The 16,570-nt window shown below is 40.3% G+C and carries 16 protein-coding genes and 1 tRNA gene; 16 read left to right on the top strand and 1 reads right to left on the bottom strand.

The annotated features are described in order from the left end of the window. The first annotated feature begins 69 nt into the window (after positions 1-69). The gene (locus tag ACTRDR_RS07550) at positions 70-447 is read left to right on the top strand and encodes a hypothetical protein (RefSeq protein WP_003509342.1); all 378 of its coding nucleotides are present in this window, start codon (positions 70-72) and stop codon (positions 445-447) included. Between the two features lie 497 nt (positions 448-944). On the opposite strand, the gene ACTRDR_RS07555 is transcribed toward ACTRDR_RS07550, so the two are convergent. Next, positions 945-1,015, bottom strand: a tRNA-Trp gene (locus ACTRDR_RS07555). 476 nt (positions 1,016-1,491) lie between these two features. On the opposite strand from ACTRDR_RS07555, the gene ACTRDR_RS07560 reads away from it, so the two are divergent. The 15 genes from ACTRDR_RS07560 (at position 1,492) to ACTRDR_RS07630 (ending at position 16,570) form a co-directional block, all read left to right on the top strand. After that, complete coding sequence (locus ACTRDR_RS07560) at positions 1,492-2,355, top strand: formate/nitrite transporter family protein (protein ID WP_440526732.1); 864 nt, start codon at positions 1,492-1,494, stop codon at positions 2,353-2,355. Between the two features lie 387 nt (positions 2,356-2,742). Then, complete coding sequence (gene groES, locus ACTRDR_RS07565) at positions 2,743-3,027, top strand: co-chaperone GroES (protein ID WP_022153767.1); 285 nt, start codon at positions 2,743-2,745, stop codon at positions 3,025-3,027. Between the two features lie 87 nt (positions 3,028-3,114). Beyond that, positions 3,115-4,740, top strand: a complete 1,626-nt coding sequence (gene groL / locus ACTRDR_RS07570; RefSeq protein WP_440526734.1) for a chaperonin GroEL — start codon at positions 3,115-3,117, stop codon at positions 4,738-4,740. 370 nt (positions 4,741-5,110) lie between these two features. Further along, the gene (locus ACTRDR_RS07575) at positions 5,111-5,284 is read left to right on the top strand and encodes a hypothetical protein (RefSeq protein WP_022153764.1); all 174 of its coding nucleotides are present in this window, start codon (positions 5,111-5,113) and stop codon (positions 5,282-5,284) included. A 124-nt stretch (positions 5,285-5,408) separates the two neighbouring features. Further along, positions 5,409-6,953 carry a glycoside hydrolase family 43 protein gene (locus ACTRDR_RS07580; protein ID WP_440526735.1) on the top strand — a complete coding sequence of 515 codons (1,545 nt, stop codon included), beginning with the start codon at positions 5,409-5,411 and terminating at the stop codon, positions 6,951-6,953. Positions 6,954-7,370: 417 nt separating this feature from the next. Further along, entirely contained in the window at positions 7,371-7,508 is a 138-nt protein-coding gene (locus ACTRDR_RS07585; RefSeq protein WP_413088277.1) for a hypothetical protein, read from the top strand. Positions 7,509-7,774: 266 nt separating this feature from the next. After that, a complete protein-coding gene (bsh, locus tag ACTRDR_RS07590) occupies positions 7,775-8,752 on the top strand; it encodes a choloylglycine hydrolase (RefSeq protein WP_005347230.1) in 978 nt (325 codons plus the stop codon). 38 nt (positions 8,753-8,790) lie between these two features. Next, positions 8,791-9,471, top strand: a complete 681-nt coding sequence (locus ACTRDR_RS07595) for a GTP pyrophosphokinase (RefSeq protein WP_118547576.1) — start codon at positions 8,791-8,793, stop codon at positions 9,469-9,471. 35 nt (positions 9,472-9,506) lie between these two features. Next, complete coding sequence (gene cls, locus ACTRDR_RS07600; protein WP_440526737.1) at positions 9,507-11,066, top strand: cardiolipin synthase; 1,560 nt, start codon at positions 9,507-9,509, stop codon at positions 11,064-11,066. A gap of 196 nt (positions 11,067-11,262) precedes the next feature. After that, the gene (locus tag ACTRDR_RS07605) at positions 11,263-12,696 is read left to right on the top strand and encodes a phospholipase D family protein (protein ID WP_440526739.1); all 1,434 of its coding nucleotides are present in this window, start codon (positions 11,263-11,265) and stop codon (positions 12,694-12,696) included. An 18-nt stretch (positions 12,697-12,714) separates the two neighbouring features. Further along, complete coding sequence (locus ACTRDR_RS07610) at positions 12,715-13,386, top strand: response regulator transcription factor (protein ID WP_440526741.1); 672 nt, start codon at positions 12,715-12,717, stop codon at positions 13,384-13,386. Next, positions 13,386-14,429, top strand: a complete 1,044-nt coding sequence (locus tag ACTRDR_RS07615) for an ATP-binding protein (RefSeq protein ID WP_440526743.1) — start codon at positions 13,386-13,388, stop codon at positions 14,427-14,429. The genes ACTRDR_RS07610 and ACTRDR_RS07615 overlap by 1 nt, the downstream gene beginning before the upstream one ends. A 31-nt stretch (positions 14,430-14,460) precedes the next feature. Then, the gene (locus ACTRDR_RS07620) at positions 14,461-15,525 is read left to right on the top strand and encodes an FUSC family protein (RefSeq protein WP_440526745.1); all 1,065 of its coding nucleotides are present in this window, start codon (positions 14,461-14,463) and stop codon (positions 15,523-15,525) included. Continuing rightward, a complete protein-coding gene (locus ACTRDR_RS07625; protein ID WP_440526747.1) occupies positions 15,515-16,087 on the top strand; it encodes a CDP-alcohol phosphatidyltransferase family protein in 573 nt (190 codons plus the stop codon). The genes ACTRDR_RS07620 and ACTRDR_RS07625 overlap by 11 nt, the downstream gene beginning before the upstream one ends. Before the next feature lie 240 nt (positions 16,088-16,327). Beyond that, positions 16,328-16,570, top strand: coding sequence for a hypothetical protein (locus ACTRDR_RS07630; RefSeq protein WP_176862258.1), 243 nt, complete (start codon positions 16,328-16,330; stop codon positions 16,568-16,570).

Here is a 16,570-nt window from a genome sequence, read left to right on the forward strand (position 1 = left end):
GCAAAAAGAAATAAATGGAAACTTCAAGTTTGGAGAATTGAGAAAATCGGAATTTAAGGAGGGATTGCTATGAAAAGGGTATTGGTATTATTTGGGGTATTAATTTGCATGTTGTCATTCGTCGCTTGTGATAAAGCAACTGGCAGTGAAGCACCTGTAACAAGTGGAATAATTACTCGTACAGAGGAAGATAAAATTTATGATTTGACCGAAGAAGAAGTAAAAATAATCGCAGACATTATTGAAAATGGCACCTGGAACACAGAAGGGACTGCCGAATGTGCCAATGATTGCAAACTTATAATTGATGAAAGGACATATTATTATCATTCGGAATGTGGAACATTCAATGATAAAGAGAACAATCAGAACTTACCTGTAACAGCCGAAGAGAAAGAAAGTATAAATGCAATATTAGCTCAATATATAACACTTGGTTTAGAGTAATTCAGACGATTATTTTTCAGGCTGTTTTGTTTAGAAACAGAACGAAAAATTCCAGTTTGTCAATTACATGAGATATTGAAAGAGCCAGTCCATTCAAGGTGCTGGCTCTTTCAAAATTCAAATCTAATAAATTGCACGACAACTTAAAGTAAAAATGAATACCCAGTAGTAAGAAATGAATGAAAATGAATAAAAGTGAGGTGCTTCGTATAATTATGAGCCAATATGCATCAGACAGGTATTCTTGAGATCAGAGCAAAAGCTAGTCGCAGATGAATGTTCTTTTAGGGTAAATAGGAATCCGAATTGTACTACACTGATAGCAACCTTATGGAATTTCCAACTCGGCTTACGAAAGAACTGGAAGCAAAACTGGAAGAATGCAAAAACGCTACAACAGCAGCCTTTCAGATTGTGTCATAGCGTATGAATAAAACAGTTAGTAAGTGTTAGTAAATAAAGCAATAAAAAAAGCCGATAACATCGACTTTTTAAAGCAGGGGAAGAGGGGATCGAACCCCCGTTAACGGTTTTGGAGACCGCCGCACTACCGCTGTACTATTCCCCTATGAAATTGCATCAGTTGAATCACTGACGAAAGCTATTATAGCATAGATGTTTACTATTTAGCAAGTGAAAATTTTAAATTTTTGCAAAAACTTTTGCAATTCCAAAGGAAACCACAAAAAATAACTTATAACACAATTAAAGCAGCCGCAGGCGGGAAACCTGCAGCCACTTTAATTGTGTAAAAGGGGAATTCTTCCGGAAATCTACTTATATAAGCGGTTCGGCTCTCACCGAACATGTTTAGTATAGTACACAATTTGGCTTTTGTCTACCACTTTTTTGCAAAAATCGGCAAAAAAATTGCAAAAATAATTTTGCTTAGAAAACAAAGTGCAGAAGAAAATGAGAAAAATGTATATAATCAGATACATACTGGGAAAAGCTTGCTTTTCTGCGCAGCTTTCGTGTAATATAGGCGTTATATGAGTATGAGAAAGTACGGCAGATAAGGGCTGTACGGAAATGAGGGAATCTATGGAACAGCATTTTAATACCCCGTTGGAAGTCATTGATAACAACATGAAAGCAGGAGAGGGCAAGGCGCATCTTCCCCTGGGTAAGATGATCCTGTTAGGCATTATGGCAGGTGCGTTCATCGCACTGGGCGGAGCTACCAGCAGTACCGCAGCACATGCCATTGACAATGTAGGTCTGGCACGATTCGTGGCAGGCATCATCTTCCCTGTGGGACTGATGATCATTGTATTTGTGGGCGGAGAACTTTTTACCGGTAACTGCTTGATCGTCATGGATGTGGTAGGCAAAAAGGTGACCTGGTTCGAATGTATCCGCAATCTGATCGTGGTTTACTTCAGCAATCTGATCGGTGCGCTGATCATTGATACCCTGATTTATTTTTCCGGTAATCTGGATTACACCGGTGGGCTTTTGGGTGCCTATGCCATCAAAGTGGCAGTCGGCAAGGTAGGCATTTCTCCTCTGAAGGGAGTCACCTCCGGCATCCTGTGCAATATTCTGGTATGTATTGCGATCCTGATGGCAGCGGCAGCTACGGATATCGTAGGTAAGGTCTGGGCGATCTTCTTCCCGATCATGGCATTCGTAGTCGGCGGTTTTGAGCACTGTGTTGCAAATATGTTCTACATTCCCGTAGGCATGATGGCTGCACAGAATCCCGCTTATGTGGCAAAGGCACAGGAAGCTTACGGCCTGACCGCCGAGCAGATCCAGGGACTGACAGTGCTTCACAGCCTGAACAACTTTATTCCCGTTACCATCGGCAATATTTTAGGTGGAATGGTATTCGTAGGAATCCCCTGCTTCTTTATCTATAAGAAGAAGTGGCAGAAATGGCATGAGGAGTCTAAGACCGCATAGGGCGAGTGGGTCACATAGTAAATACAGAGCAGAACAGGAGCAGCTTGGGATGATCATAGGACCCCAGGCTGCTTTTTGCTTATACGATGCATCAGATATAAATCATGCTTGCATAGGAGTTTGCAGAGGATGATCCGGATATGGATTTTCAGAATTATAAACGAAATATTAAATCGCATTTTCAGACATGTAATATAAAAATAGCAGAAAACAAGAGAAAAAACGAGAAAATAAAAGAAATCGCATTTTAAACAACTGTGAATGCGTTTGAAAATCTCGGCATATAAAACTAATATAAGCTATATAGATTAGCACTCAACAAAAATGAGTGCTAACAAATGAAGAAGAGTAATATGATATTTAAATAGTTATAAGGAGGCAATTGTCATGAATTTGAAACCCTTAGGTGACAGAGTAGTATTAAAACAGTTAGTTGCAGAGGAGACTACCAAGTCCGGTATCGTGCTCCCCGGTCAGAATAAGGAAAAGCCCCAGCAGGCAGAAGTTGTTGCTGTTGGCCCCGGCGGTGTTGTAGACGGCAAGGAAGTAAAGATGGAAGTTAAGGTTGGCGATCAGGTCATCTATTCCAAATATTCCGGAACCGAAGTAAAGCTGGATGACGAAGAGTACATCATCGTTAAACAGAGCGATATCCTTGCAATCATTCAGTAATTGTAACTATTCTGAATAGTTACCAGTAATTGCAAAGACCTAAAAAGAAATTAAGACTAAGAACAAATAAATTGGAGGCTGATTATTATGGCAAAAGAGATTAAATACGGCGCAGAAGCCCGTGCAGCATTAGAGGCTGGTGTTAACCAGCTGGCAGATACCGTAAGAGTAACTTTAGGACCCAAAGGAAGAAACGTAGTACTGGATAAGTCCTTCGGTGCACCTCTGATCACCAACGATGGTGTTACCATTGCAAAAGAGATCGAGCTGGAAGATGCATTCGAGAACATGGGTGCACAGCTGGTAAAAGAAGTAGCTACCAAGACCAACGATGTAGCCGGTGATGGTACTACAACCGCAACCGTTCTGGCACAGGCTATGGTAAATGCAGGTATGAAGAACCTGGCAGCAGGTGCTAATCCCATCATCCTGAGAAAAGGTATGAAGAAAGCAACCGCATGTGCAGTAGAAGCCATCGGTAAGATGAGCCAGAAGGTAAACGGTAAGGAGCACATCGCAAGAGTAGCAGCAATCTCCGCAGGAGATGAAGCTGTAGGACAGCTGGTCGCAGATGCTATGGAGAAGGTAAGCAACAACGGTGTTATCACCATTGAAGAGTCCAAGACCATGCAGACCGAACTGGATCTGGTAGAAGGTATGCAGTTTGACAGAGGTTATATCTCCGCTTACATGGCAACCGATATGGATAAGATGGAAGCAGTTCTGGATAATCCTTATATTCTGATCACTGATAAGAAGATCTCCAACATTCAGGAGATCCTGCCCCTGTTAGAGCAGATCGTTCAGTCCGGCGCTAAGCTGTTGATCATCGCTGAGGATGTAGAGGGCGAGGCACTGACCACCCTGATCGTCAACAAGCTGCGTGGTACTTTCAATGTAGTAGCTGTTAAGGCTCCCGGCTATGGTGACAGAAGAAAAGCTATGCTGGAGGATATCGCAATCCTGACCGGCGGTACCGTGATCAGTTCCGAGCTTGGTTATGAGCTGAAGGATACCACAATGGATATGCTGGGCCGTGCAAAATCCGTTAAGGTTCAGAAAGAGAACACCGTGATCGTAGACGGTGAAGGCGACAAGGAAGCATTACAGTCCAGAATCGCACAGATCAAGAAGCAGATCGAAGAGACCACTTCTGATTTTGACAGAGAGAAGTTACAGGAGAGACTGGCTAAGCTGTCCGGTGGTGTTGCAGTCATCCGTGTAGGTGCTGCTACCGAGACCGAGATGAAGGAAGCTAAGCTTCGTCTGGAAGATGCACTGGCAGCTACCAGAGCAGCAGTAGAGGAAGGTATCATCTGTGGCGGTGGCTCCGCATATATTCATGCATCCAAGGAAGTTGCCAAACTGGCAGCTACTCTGGAAGGTGATGAGAAGACTGGTGCAGGCATCGTCCTGAAAGCACTGGAAGCTCCTCTGTATCACATCGCAGCAAACGCAGGACTGGAAGGCAGCGTTATCATCAATAAGGTACGTGAGTCTGAGGTCGGTGTCGGCTTCGATGCTCTGAAAGAGGAATATGTAGATATGGTAAGTGCCGGCATCCTGGATCCTGCAAAGGTTACCAGAAGTGCTCTGCAGAACGCTACCAGCGTAGCAAGCACACTGCTTACTACCGAAAGCGTTGTAGCTAACATCAAGGAAGAGACTCCCGCAATGCCCGCCGGTGGAGCCGGCATGGGCGGAATGATGTAAACACCCATAGAAAAAACAAGCGCCACACCTTCGGGTGTGGCATTTGTTTTTTATGGGTGTTTATCGAGAAAATCATAAGTGCGAAGCACGTGCTCTGCGAAGCAGAGCGATTTTCGAAGATATAAACGTGGATGTGCAAAATACCCGATCTCCAAGCTTGCTTGGGGGATCGGGTACTTTTTATGTCACGGATATGACGAAGTCCAGCGGATATCGCATGAATTGCGAAGCAATTTATGCGATAAGCCGCTGCTGCGTCGAATTATAAGTGCGAAGCAGAGCGATTTTCGAAGATACAGCGGATTTCCTTGACTCTCCCACAAAAACCTCTTAAACTTATCTCAAACACATCAAAGAAAGAGGTATCCCTATGAATCGTTTTGAATATATCGTAGAAAGCATTGATGGCGATTATGCCCATCTTCGCAGAACGGACATCGAATCCGATGAATTAAAGCTGGTAGCGCGTGCGCTGCTCCCGCCAGAGATCATGGAGGGCACGAAGCTGTTGTATGAGTGGATGCAGTACTCCATCATGGAATAATTCCGGAGGATCAATCTGTATTTAACGCAATATTTGTCATAAAATAAAAAGAAAACTGGCACGACAGAAGTCCGGGAAGAAGCTACACTTACAGTATAATTATGAGTGATAAAAGGAGACCCCTATGAGCGAACTAAGAACCTATCACAATCCTGTACAGCGAGGCTTTTTCCCGGATCCATCTGTGATCCGTGTCGGTGACGATTATTACATGGTGAATTCCAGCTTCCAGTATTTTCCGGCAATCCCCATTTCCCATTCGAGAGATATGGTGCACTGGCATATCATCGGCCATGCCATCACGAATCCGGAGTGGCTGGACATCAGTGACATCCGGGATTCCCACGGCATTTGGGCACCGGATATCGAATATGTGGACGGAAAATACTATATTTATGTAACTTTGCGTCTGAATGCGGACGGCAAGCGTGACAATAATGTGATGCGAAGACAATTGGTGATGGTATCCGATAAGCCGGAAGGCCCTTACAGCAAGCCGGTATGTCTGGAAGTGGACGATATTGATCCGTCCCTGTTTGTGGATGATGACGGCAGCAGATATATGATCATTGCCAAGGCAGCACAGGCAGTTCCACTGACGGCGGACGGACTGGCAGTGGCGGGTCCTGCGAAGACCGCATGGGAAGGCACGGGCGAGCGCTGCTCCGAAGGTCCCCATATCATGAAAAAGGACGGCTATTATTACGCTATCGTGGCTGAGGGTGGCACCGGTTACGGTCACGGGATCAATGTGGGAAGAAGTAAGAACTTCTACGGTCCCTATGAGTGCTCCCCCTACAATCCGGTCATGCGTCAGAAGGACCCTGCGGCACCCATTCAGAGAGCCGGACACGGCAAGCTGGTACAGGATCAGAACGGTCAGTGGTGGTGTTATTATCTCTGTGGCAGACCCAACGAGGGCAACTATACGACCGTGGGCAGAGAGTCGGCGCTGGATCCCGTACAGTGGACGAAGGACGGCTGGTTTACCGTCAACGAAGGAAAAGGTCCCAGCCTGACACAGGTTGCACCCAATCTTCCTGAGTGCATTTATGAGAGAAATCTGTTCGATGACTTTGATGATACCAAGCTGAACCTGGAATGGGAGTTCGTGCGCAACCCGGACAACGGATCCTGGTCACTGACGGAACGTCCCGGATATTTCCGGATCTGGACCAGAGACGGACAGCTGAATGAGATCCGTGCGAAAAATACGTTGTTACGCAGAGAACAGGAGCTGTCCTACGTGGCGGAGACGAAGCTGGAGTTCTACCCGGATAAGGACGGAGAACAGGCGGGACTGACCTGCTATTACAGCACAGCCACCTATGCCAGATGCTCTCTGTGCTATGAGGGCGGACGGAAGATCCAACTGGTCATCAACCGCAACCATGGTGAGGAACTGATGGCGGAAGTGGACAATGTGAAGGAAGCCCCTGTGTATCTGAAGGTAGTGGTGGAGAAGCTGACCAGAGCTTTCTATTACAGCTATGACGGGGAGAACTGGGAACTGGTAGACGTTTTGGAAAATTGCATTTACCTCTGCGACGAGGGTGTTCCCGACGATCCCAAACGCCATACCGGTACGCTGGTAGGCATCTATGCCAACAACGGAGGCTGTGGAAGCCGCAAGACAGCGGATTTTGACTACTTTAAATATGAGGATTAGACAAAAAAGAAGTCCTGATTTTGGCTAAAAGTGCGAAAAAGTCGCAATGACAAGAAATCTGTTTGCCAAATAGTCGAAATAATGGTAAAATAATTATGGTTCAAAATGTAAGAGCTTACATTTTGAACTGACAGGAACAAATGCAACGCATAGTTTCATACATCTCTTTTCAAAGGATCCCGGGTGAGCAGCCCGGGATCTTTTGTGCATCGGAGGTTTGTGCATCCGAAGCAGTCAGGAATAGAAAATAATTTCAAAAAATTTGTATGATTTTGTCGAAAACTGTCACGTATATAATGTAGTGAGGTTTTAACATGACTAAAGACGAAGAAATCAGAATGATAAATGAAAAACTGGATTTTTATGTAATGGGAGGCAAGTGATGAGGAGTTCGATACCGAAGAGGTACGCAAACTTGTGAAGCGATTAGATGAATTGGATCCCATACCATTGCCGTGGAAATCGGATGAGGAAGCATTGAAAGACTTCTGGGATTATTGTGAAGAGAGACAGAGGGAAGAACGTATAATAGCAGAGATGAAAATTAAGGGTTGAGAAGTCAGTGCCTTTGGAAAAAGTATGTGGTAAAATATATATACGAGAAACGAAATGCTGCAAGAATTGCCAGACGTAGGTCAATTCATCCTAGCTATGGATACCTGGTTTGAAAAACTGATGGAGAAATAATCTAGGAAAATAGTTTAAAGTTTACATGTTATGATCATGTATGAAGTTGGAACAAAATAAAAGAATTGTGCTATACTATTGTTCAAGAAAAAAATCATTGACATATTTCAATCTATTTAGGAGGATAAACGATCATGTGTACAGCAGCAACTTATAAAACAAAAGATTTTTACTTTGGACGAACCCTCGATTATGAATTCTCTTATGGTGATCAGATAGTAATTACACCACGTAATTATGCGTTTAATTTTCGCCATGTTGGCGATATGAAAAATCATTATGCAATTATTGGAATGGCTCATGTTGCAGAGGATTATCCTTTGTATTATGATGCTATGAATGAAAAAGGAGTGGCAATGGCAGGACTGAATTTTGTCGGAAATGCTGTTTATGCCGCGATTAAGCCAGATGTGGAAAATATTGCACAGTTTGAATTTATTCCGTGGATTTTAAGTCAGTGTTCTTCTTTAGTTGAAGTTCGCGAGCTTCTTGAACGAATTAATATTGTTAATACTCCTTTCAGCGAGCAATTACCATTAGCACAATTACACTGGATCATTTCTGATGAGAATGAGTCAATTACGGTAGAATCTATGTCAGATGGTTTGCATATTTATGACAATCCAGTAGGAGTGCTTACGAATAATCCGCCATTTCCACAGCAGATGTTTCAACTAAATAATTATATGTATTTATCTCCTAAACAGCCCAGAAATACTTTCTGCGAAAATTTGGCTCTTGATGCATATAGTAGAGGTATGGGAGGATTAGGTCTTCCGGGAGATCTCTCCTCTTCCTCACGATTTGTACGTGTAGCTTTTACAAAGGTAAATGCAATTTCAGGTGAATCAGAGGAAGAAAGCGTTAGCCAATTCTTCCACATTCTCGGATCTGTGGATCAGCAACGAGGATGTTGCGAAGTAGCGGATGGAAAATATGAAATCACATTGTATACGTCGTGTTGTAATGTTACAAAAGGTATTTATTATTACAATACTTATGAAAACCATCAGATCAGTGCAGTAGATATGCATGTAGAAAATCTGGATAGTGATAAAATGATTTGTTATCCAGTAATTCAAGGAGAACGAATCAACTATCAAAATAAATAATGTTTTGAAATCAGGGATGAGGTAGAAAGGAAAGTTCCATGATAAAAGATGAAGTAAAAAAACTCAGGATGGACAGTCCGGAATCACTACAGTTTTTAAATAATGCTACAAAATTTTATAATTTAATGATGATGTATCGTTGTGCTATTCGGGAGATACAAACTAAACTTGAGGTTTTGGATGATGAATTTTCAGCTGAGAACAATCGAAATCCTATTTCTTTTATAAAAACAAGAATTAAGAAGCCCAATAGTATTTACGATAAACTGCAGAAGATGGGATATGAATTTACAACAGAAAATATACAGACATATCTCAATGATGTAGCAGGCGTTCGAATAGTTTGTGCGTTTATTGACGATATTTATATGATATCAGATTTAATTACCCAACAGGATGATATTAAAGTTATTGAAATAAAAGATTATATAAAAAATCCAAAATCGAATGGTTATCGAAGCTATCATATGATTGTTGAAATACCAGTATTTTTTGCTAAGGGTAAAACACCTATGCGTGTAGAATTACAGATTCGAACCAATGGTATGGATTTCTGGGCAACATTGGAACATCAACTTCGCTATAAAAAAGGAATTGAAGAAATGCCTGGCTATGATGAGATAAGTGAAGAATTACTTCATTCTGCAAGAGCTATCATTGAAGCAGATAATGAAATGCAGAGAATAAAAGACAAAATTGGTATGTTCTACGAAATTTAGGGAGAAAACTGAGCAAGTAGGAAGGTGGAATATATATGAAACAAGATACTTTAGAGGGCAAAGCAAAAACAAAAAATGGGGTAAAACGGCTGTGTTTTTCCATAATCTGCATTCTTCTGGAAGTGATTTTTATTATTACTATCGTAACACGCTTGAATGAATATGCAGAAATCATAAATTTATTTACAAGGATTTTGAGTGGGATCTTGGTTTTGGGATTGTACGCATCAAATAAGACATCCTCTATGAAAATGCCTTGGGTCATCTTAATTCTAATTTTCCCAATTATGGGTGTAGGCCTGTATTTGTTGATTGGTTTGAATGGTGGCACACATAAAATGCGTGAGCGATATGCAGAAATTGATAGCAAATTGTTACCAATGCTTCCGGACAGTCAGGAGTGTTTGAGCAGAATAAAAGAAACAATTCCGAAAGCAGGAAATATAGCAAGTTACATACAAAGAAATTCGCAGTATCCAATCTATCAGAATACGGATATTGTGTATTTTGATGAAGCAGTGAAAGGATTAGAGGCACAGCTTAAGGATTTGGAGAAAGCACAGAAGTTTATCTTTATGGAATATCATGCGATAGAAGACGCTGAAGCATGGCATAAGATTCAAGATGTTCTGGAAGAGCGAGTAAAAGCAGGTGTGGAAGTTAGAGTATTCTACGATGATATGGGTTCTATAGGCTTTATTAACACAGATTTTGTGAAAAAGATGGAGGCAATAGGAATTCATTGCCGTGTATTCAATCCGTTTATGCCAGGTTTAAATCTGTTTTTGAACAATCGTGATCATAGAAAAATAACAGTTATTGATGGAAAAGTTGGATTTACAGGTGGATATAATCTAGCAAACGAATATTTTAATTACACACACCCGTATGGACAGTGGAAAGATACAGGTATTCGTTTAGAAGGAGATGCTGTTCAGTCGCTTACGGTGACATTTTTGGAAATGTGGAATGCAGTAAGTAATAAGGATGCTAATGATTCTGATTTTAGTAAATACCTTTTCCACTATGATTATGCGGCACAGCAAACTGGGTTTGTTCAACCTTATGCAGACAGCCCTATGGATAATGAGCAAGTAGGAGAAGAAGTTTATATCAGTATGATAAATAAAGCTGAAAAATATTGTTGGTTTATGACTCCATATCTAATCATAACAGATGAAATGACGCATGCGTTATGTCTGGCTGCTAAGCGAGGGGTAGACGTAAGAATTATCACACCTGGTATCCCTGATAAAAAATTCATTTATAATATAACTCGTTCTTTTTATCATGGATTAGTTAAACATGGTGTTCGTGTTTATGAGTGGACTCCTGGTTTCTGTCATGCCAAAATGAGTGTGGCAGATGACTGTATGGCAACTTGTGGAACAATTAATCTGGATTATAGAAGTTTATATCACCATTTTGAAAACGGCTGTTTTATGGCAGATTGTCAGGCAGTTGTGGAAATAAAAAATGATCTGATAAGAACGATGGGAGAATGTCGTGATGTGACAGACCAATATCAAACCGGACGAAGTGCATATTTGCGACTGGGACAATTATTTATGAGATTATTTGCTGGATTGCTATAAGAATCTGATGAAACGACCTTTCAAAAAACAGTTGATTTAGAAGTTAACTGTTTTTGAAAGGCCGTTTTTGCTATATCTAATAGTCTGTTGTACAAAGAAGATTTTGCTGGATGAAAAAACAAACCTTGTTGAGGTTAAATTGAGATTGACTTTGTATTGTATAAGTATGAAATAAAAAGGAATCAGGTGATGTACAATGAAAAAGTATAAAATATGTAAAATCCTTCTTGTTATACTGGCAATTTTTTTATGTGTGGCTTTTTATGAATTGCTCGGAATCTGCGTTGCATATAAAAAGCAGCCGGAAGTGTCCAATACAACCAAAAAAGAAACAAAAAATGGGTCATGGAACGAATGCAGTGAAAATACAGAACGGGCAGTAATCATAGAAAAGAATCCAGAAGCGCTTTTACAAAGAGTGCGTTTGATCAAGAATGCAAAAAAGGAAATTGTTCTTTCTACTTTTGCATTTCAATCCGATGAAAGTGGAAAATTGATTTTAGGAGCACTGCATGATGCGGCAGACAGAGGTGTACATATTCGTCTGTTAGTAGATGGAATGGAGAGCTGGATTGATATGGAAGGAAATCCGTATTTCTATGGATTATCTTCCCATGAGAATGTTGAAATTAAACTGTATAATAAGGCCAATCCGTTGAAACCGTGGAAGATGATGGGTAGAATGCATGATAAATATTTGATTGCAGATGGAAAGAGATATATTCTTGGGGGAAGAAATACATACAATTATTTCCTGGGTGATTTTCCGGGACATAAGAACTATGACAGAGACGTGTTAGTGGTTTGCGATGAACCTGAGAAAGAAAATTCAGTTAACCAGTTGTTAGAGTATTTTGAAACGATATGGGAACAAGAAGACAGTGGTTATTTTCATGACAATAAAAAACTGGCAAATAGAAAATCTGTAAAGAACGCAGTTTTAGAGCTACAGAACGGCTATCAGAAATATTTTGAAGAGAATAAGGAAAGAATCTGCGATACCGATTACACGGACGAAACTTTTGAGACAGAAAAGATTGCATTAGTGTCAAATCCTATCCACACAGGTCCCAAGGAACCAGTAGTCTGGTATCAACTGGGAGAACTAATGAAAAATGCAAAAGAGCGCGTGAAAATTCATACACCATATATTATCTGCAATGATATGATGTATAATACATGGAAAGAGATTGCGGAGAGAGTTCCGGATTTTTCTATCATGACCAATTCGGTTGCCAACAATGGAAATCCGTTTGGTTCTGCTGATTATGCGAGAAACAGAAACAGAATTTTAAATACAGGAATTGATATCTGGGAGTATGAAGGCGGCTATTCTTACCACGGAAAAAGCATCCTGATTGATGATGATCTATCCGTAATCGGTTCCTTTAACATGGATATGAGAAGCACGTATCTGGATACGGAACTGATGCTTGTAATACGTAGCAAAGAGATTAATAAACAGTTGGAAGAAGGCATGATGGAATATGAAAGAGTGTCCCGACAGGTATTGGAAGATGGAACCTATCGTGATCCGTATCATGTAGAGCCAATTGAATTGACAAAGAAGCGTCAGAGAAACATACTTTTGGTACAGCATCTGCTTGGATGGGCAAGATATCTGTTCTGATAAAGGAGGAAGAAGATCGTGTTTCAAATATTAATTGTAGAAGATGATAAAGAATTAAGCCAGCTATTCCAAAAAGTGCTTGAGAAGAATGGATATCAGGTCAAAAGTGCATCGGATGGAGCACAGGCATTAGAAGTGTTGGATAAGGAATATATTGATCTGATCATTTCCGATATTATGATGCCGGTTATGGATGGCTATGAACTGGTGTCGGAACTTCGTTCAGCAGGATATCAGATACCAGTGCTTATGATCACTGCGAAAGGTTCCTTTGATGATATGCGCCAGGGATTTCTTTCGGGAAGTGACGATTATATGGTAAAACCGGTAAATGTGAATGAAATGGTTTTAAGAGTCGGAGCACTGCTTCGCCGTGCACAGATACTGAATGAACACAAAATTGTGATCGGTTCAACAGAGTTTGATTATGATGCAATGACGGTTATAACTGATAAGGAAAGTCTTGTTTTGCCTAAAAAAGAATTCCTGCTTTTATATAAGCTTGCAGCTTCGCCAGGCAGAACATTTACAAAACAACAGTTGATGGATGAAGTATGGGGATACGAGACGGAGGCAGACCCACATACGATAGAGGTACATATAGGAAGAATCAGAGAGCGTTTTAAAGATAACCCTGATTTTGAAATCGTAACAATGCGTGGAATTGGATACAAGGTGGTGAAAAAATAATGGAACAAAAGAAAGAAAAAGGATTGCGGATCCGATCCTGTCTGACTGGTGCAATCTGGCTGGCACTTGTATTTTCAACAGTCATATCTGCTTTATTATTTGCTTTTTTGAATCATTTTTTTCATCTGCCGGGCAGCATACCTGTGCTTGGCTGGCTTTTGATTTTCAATACATTGATTGCAGGGCTGATCACTTCCTTTATTAATGCAAAGTTACTGGAACCAATTACCAGACTTAGTAAAGCAATGAAGGAAGTTTCTCGGGGAGATTTTAAACAGCATTTGGAAACGAACAGCCGTATAGCAGAAGTTGGAGAATCTTATCAGAGTTTTAACGTTATGACAAAAGAACTTCGTGCAACAGAGGTGCTGCAGATGGATTTTGTATCTAATGTTTCTCATGAGTTTAAGACCCCGATCAATGCCATTGAAGGGTATACAATGCTTCTTCAGGGAGAAGAACTGTCTCAGGAGCAAGAGGAATATGTAGAAAAAATCCTGTTTAATACCCAAAGGCTTTCCGGATTGGTTGGAAATATTTTGCTGTTATCCAAGTTAGAGAATCAGAACATACCAATGAAAAAAACAGAATATCGTTTGGATGAACAGATCCGTCAGGCATTTCTTTCCCTGGAGACAAAATGGACAGAAAAAGAAATTGGTTTCCAGGTAGAGCTTGAGGAAGTTAAATATACTGGGAATGAAGGACTTTTTATGCATATATGGATGAATCTTTTAGATAATGCGATTAAGTTCAGTCCTGCAAAGGGGACAATTATGATGTTTTTGAAGCAGGAAAAGGATTCTGTAATGTTTATTCTGGAAGATGAAGGACCGGGAATAGAGGATGATGTGAAAACCAGAATATTTGATAAATTTTATCAGGCAGACGGTTCTCACAAAGCAGAAGGAAATGGTCTCGGTCTTGCACTTGTGAAACGGATCGTAGATAGTGCTGGCGGGACAATCAAGGCAGAAAACCGGGAATATGGTGGATGCAGATTTGTTGTAGAGCTTCCAATACAGAAAGATGAGGCCATATAAGTTTAAGAAAAACAGATAGAGGAGGAATTACATGACATTTTATCAGGAATTGCAGTTAAATCAGGCAGGTTCTAAAAATCTGTTGAAAAAGAGTGAAACAGTGAAAGAAAAATCATATCATATACTGGTATATTTGGTAAAGATAGCTGTTACAATGGCATTTTGTTTTTTATTTGTTACTATTTTCAGTATCTTATTTGGAAATGAGAATAGTATTGTGGGTGTAGTAGTTTTATTATGCCTTATGGTATTTCGGAATGCGGATCTGGGGATCCACACCGGACAATCTACGATGCTTTTGGCTTTGTTCTTTGTAATTATGACTGTATGTCCGCATTTAGCAAATCAGTTTTCACCGGTATTGGGAATGCTGTTAAATATTGCGGCACTGGCTGTGTTGATTCTGTTCGGATGCCATAATCCATTCATGTTTAATCAATCTACATTGGTTCTTGGGTATCTGCTGCTATATGGTTATGATGTTACGGGAAAAAGCTATCAGATGCGATTAGTCGGAATGGCTTTAGGTGCAGCACTTACCTGCTTTGTATTTTATCGAAATCATAAAAACAGAACTTATAAAAGAAATCTGAAAGATCTGATACAAGAATTTGATATCACTTCTTCCAGAACAAAATGGCAGATATGTCAGATTTTATGCGTACCGATTGTCCTTTGCATTGCAGAACTTTGTAATATGCCACGTGCAATGTGGGCTGGTATTGCGGCCATGTCCGCGATTTTGCCGTTTATGGAAGATATGCACTACAGAGTCCGTAAAAGGATTGTCGGAAATATTGCAGGTGTTATATGTTTTACAGTATTATATTTTCTGCTTCCTTCGTCAATCTATGCATATATAGGAATTCTTGGTGGAATCGGTGTAGGATTTTCAGCACAATATGGCTGGCAGGCATTATTTAACACATTTGGTGCTTTAGCCATTGCTGCAGAGACTTATGGACTACAAGGAGCGGTTAGTCTTAGAGTGATTCAAAATGTTTTTGGTGTTGTGTTTGCTTTAGCATTTTGTGTTATATTTTATTGGTTTATGTCTAAAAAAAAGGAAAGTGATGTGACCGTACATGCAGAGTGAAGTGAATCAGGAAGAAAATTTGAATAGAATTATTACGGTTCCTAATCTTCTTTCTTTTTTTCGGCTTTGTCTGATTCTGGTAATTATATGGAGTTATTGTGTAAAGAAAAATCCTCTGTTAGCTGGTGAAATCTTATTGCTGTCTGGTCTTACGGATCTTGCTGATGGATATATCGCAAGAAGATTCCATAGGATTAGTAATTTAGGAAAAATACTTGATCCAGTGGCTGATAAGCTGACACAGGCAGCGATGTTAATCTGTCTGTTTACTCGTTTTCCGCATATGCTTCTTTTAATCGTAATAATGGCAGGTAAGGAGCTGTATATGGTAGTCAGTGGATGTCTTGTGATACGAAAGACAGGAAAAGTACATGGTGCAGACTGGCATGGAAAGATAGTAACCTTTTTATTATATGGAACTGCAGCGGTGCATATTATATGGTTCCACATTACACCGATGGTATCAGATCTGTTGATTGGTTTGTGCGCTATAATGATGGTCATATCGGTCGCTCTGTATATTATCCAGAATACCAGGACTCTTAAGGGAGAGACTGTATAAGCAATTTTATATTGCAATGACTAGAAAAATATTTAGGAGAATATTGATGAGATAAAGAAGGATAAAAACTTAACATGGATAGAATCAGAACAGATAATTTTTGCATGGCTGGATAAAGACAATCAGGTTACTCCGTTAACGGATGAACAATTAAATCCGGTATGGAAAATACTAAATTACGAAACAGGGAAATATGAATCGGAATTTATCAGCGCCGGACAGATTGATCCGGATGGAAATGTGGAACTTGTATTTACCCATGCATCAGATTACACGATTGTTGTTGATGCCAAGATTATGAGTGATAACGGTCAGGCAGACAACAAATCTGATGAAACCATTCCTGCACCTAAGACAGATGACAGCACTTCAAAATATGCATGGAATAATACGATAATCATTATTATAGGTATCTGTATTATACTGAATGTTTTTGGAGCCGTATTCTATGTAAGAAAAAAGAGTGGTTCTGAGGAAGAATAA

This window comes from Simiaoa sp. (genome assembly GCF_051972595.1).
Lineage (GTDB): Bacteria > Bacillota > Clostridia > Lachnospirales > Lachnospiraceae > Acetatifactor > Acetatifactor hominis.

Excerpts from the sequence above, each read along its gene's own strand:
- ACTRDR_RS07550 (WP_003509342.1), top strand. The coding sequence starts at position 70 with ATGAAAAGGGTATTGGTATTATTTGGGGTATTAATTTGCATGTTGTCA.
- ACTRDR_RS07560 (WP_440526732.1), top strand. The coding sequence starts at position 1,492 with ATGGAACAGCATTTTAATACCCCGTTGGAAGTCATTGATAACAACATG.
- groES (WP_022153767.1), top strand. The coding sequence starts at position 2,743 with ATGAATTTGAAACCCTTAGGTGACAGAGTAGTATTAAAACAGTTAGTT.
- groL (WP_440526734.1), top strand. The coding sequence starts at position 3,115 with ATGGCAAAAGAGATTAAATACGGCGCAGAAGCCCGTGCAGCATTAGAG.
- ACTRDR_RS07575 (WP_022153764.1), top strand. The coding sequence starts at position 5,111 with ATGAATCGTTTTGAATATATCGTAGAAAGCATTGATGGCGATTATGCC.
- ACTRDR_RS07580 (WP_440526735.1), top strand. The coding sequence starts at position 5,409 with ATGAGCGAACTAAGAACCTATCACAATCCTGTACAGCGAGGCTTTTTC.
- bsh (WP_005347230.1), top strand. The coding sequence starts at position 7,775 with ATGTGTACAGCAGCAACTTATAAAACAAAAGATTTTTACTTTGGACGA.
- ACTRDR_RS07595 (WP_118547576.1), top strand. The coding sequence starts at position 8,791 with ATGATAAAAGATGAAGTAAAAAAACTCAGGATGGACAGTCCGGAATCA.
- cls (WP_440526737.1), top strand. The coding sequence starts at position 9,507 with ATGAAACAAGATACTTTAGAGGGCAAAGCAAAAACAAAAAATGGGGTA.
- ACTRDR_RS07605 (WP_440526739.1), top strand. The coding sequence starts at position 11,263 with ATGAAAAAGTATAAAATATGTAAAATCCTTCTTGTTATACTGGCAATT.
- ACTRDR_RS07615 (WP_440526743.1), top strand. The coding sequence starts at position 13,386 with ATGGAACAAAAGAAAGAAAAAGGATTGCGGATCCGATCCTGTCTGACT.
- ACTRDR_RS07620 (WP_440526745.1), top strand. The coding sequence starts at position 14,461 with ATGACATTTTATCAGGAATTGCAGTTAAATCAGGCAGGTTCTAAAAAT.
- ACTRDR_RS07625 (WP_440526747.1), top strand. The coding sequence starts at position 15,515 with ATGCAGAGTGAAGTGAATCAGGAAGAAAATTTGAATAGAATTATTACG.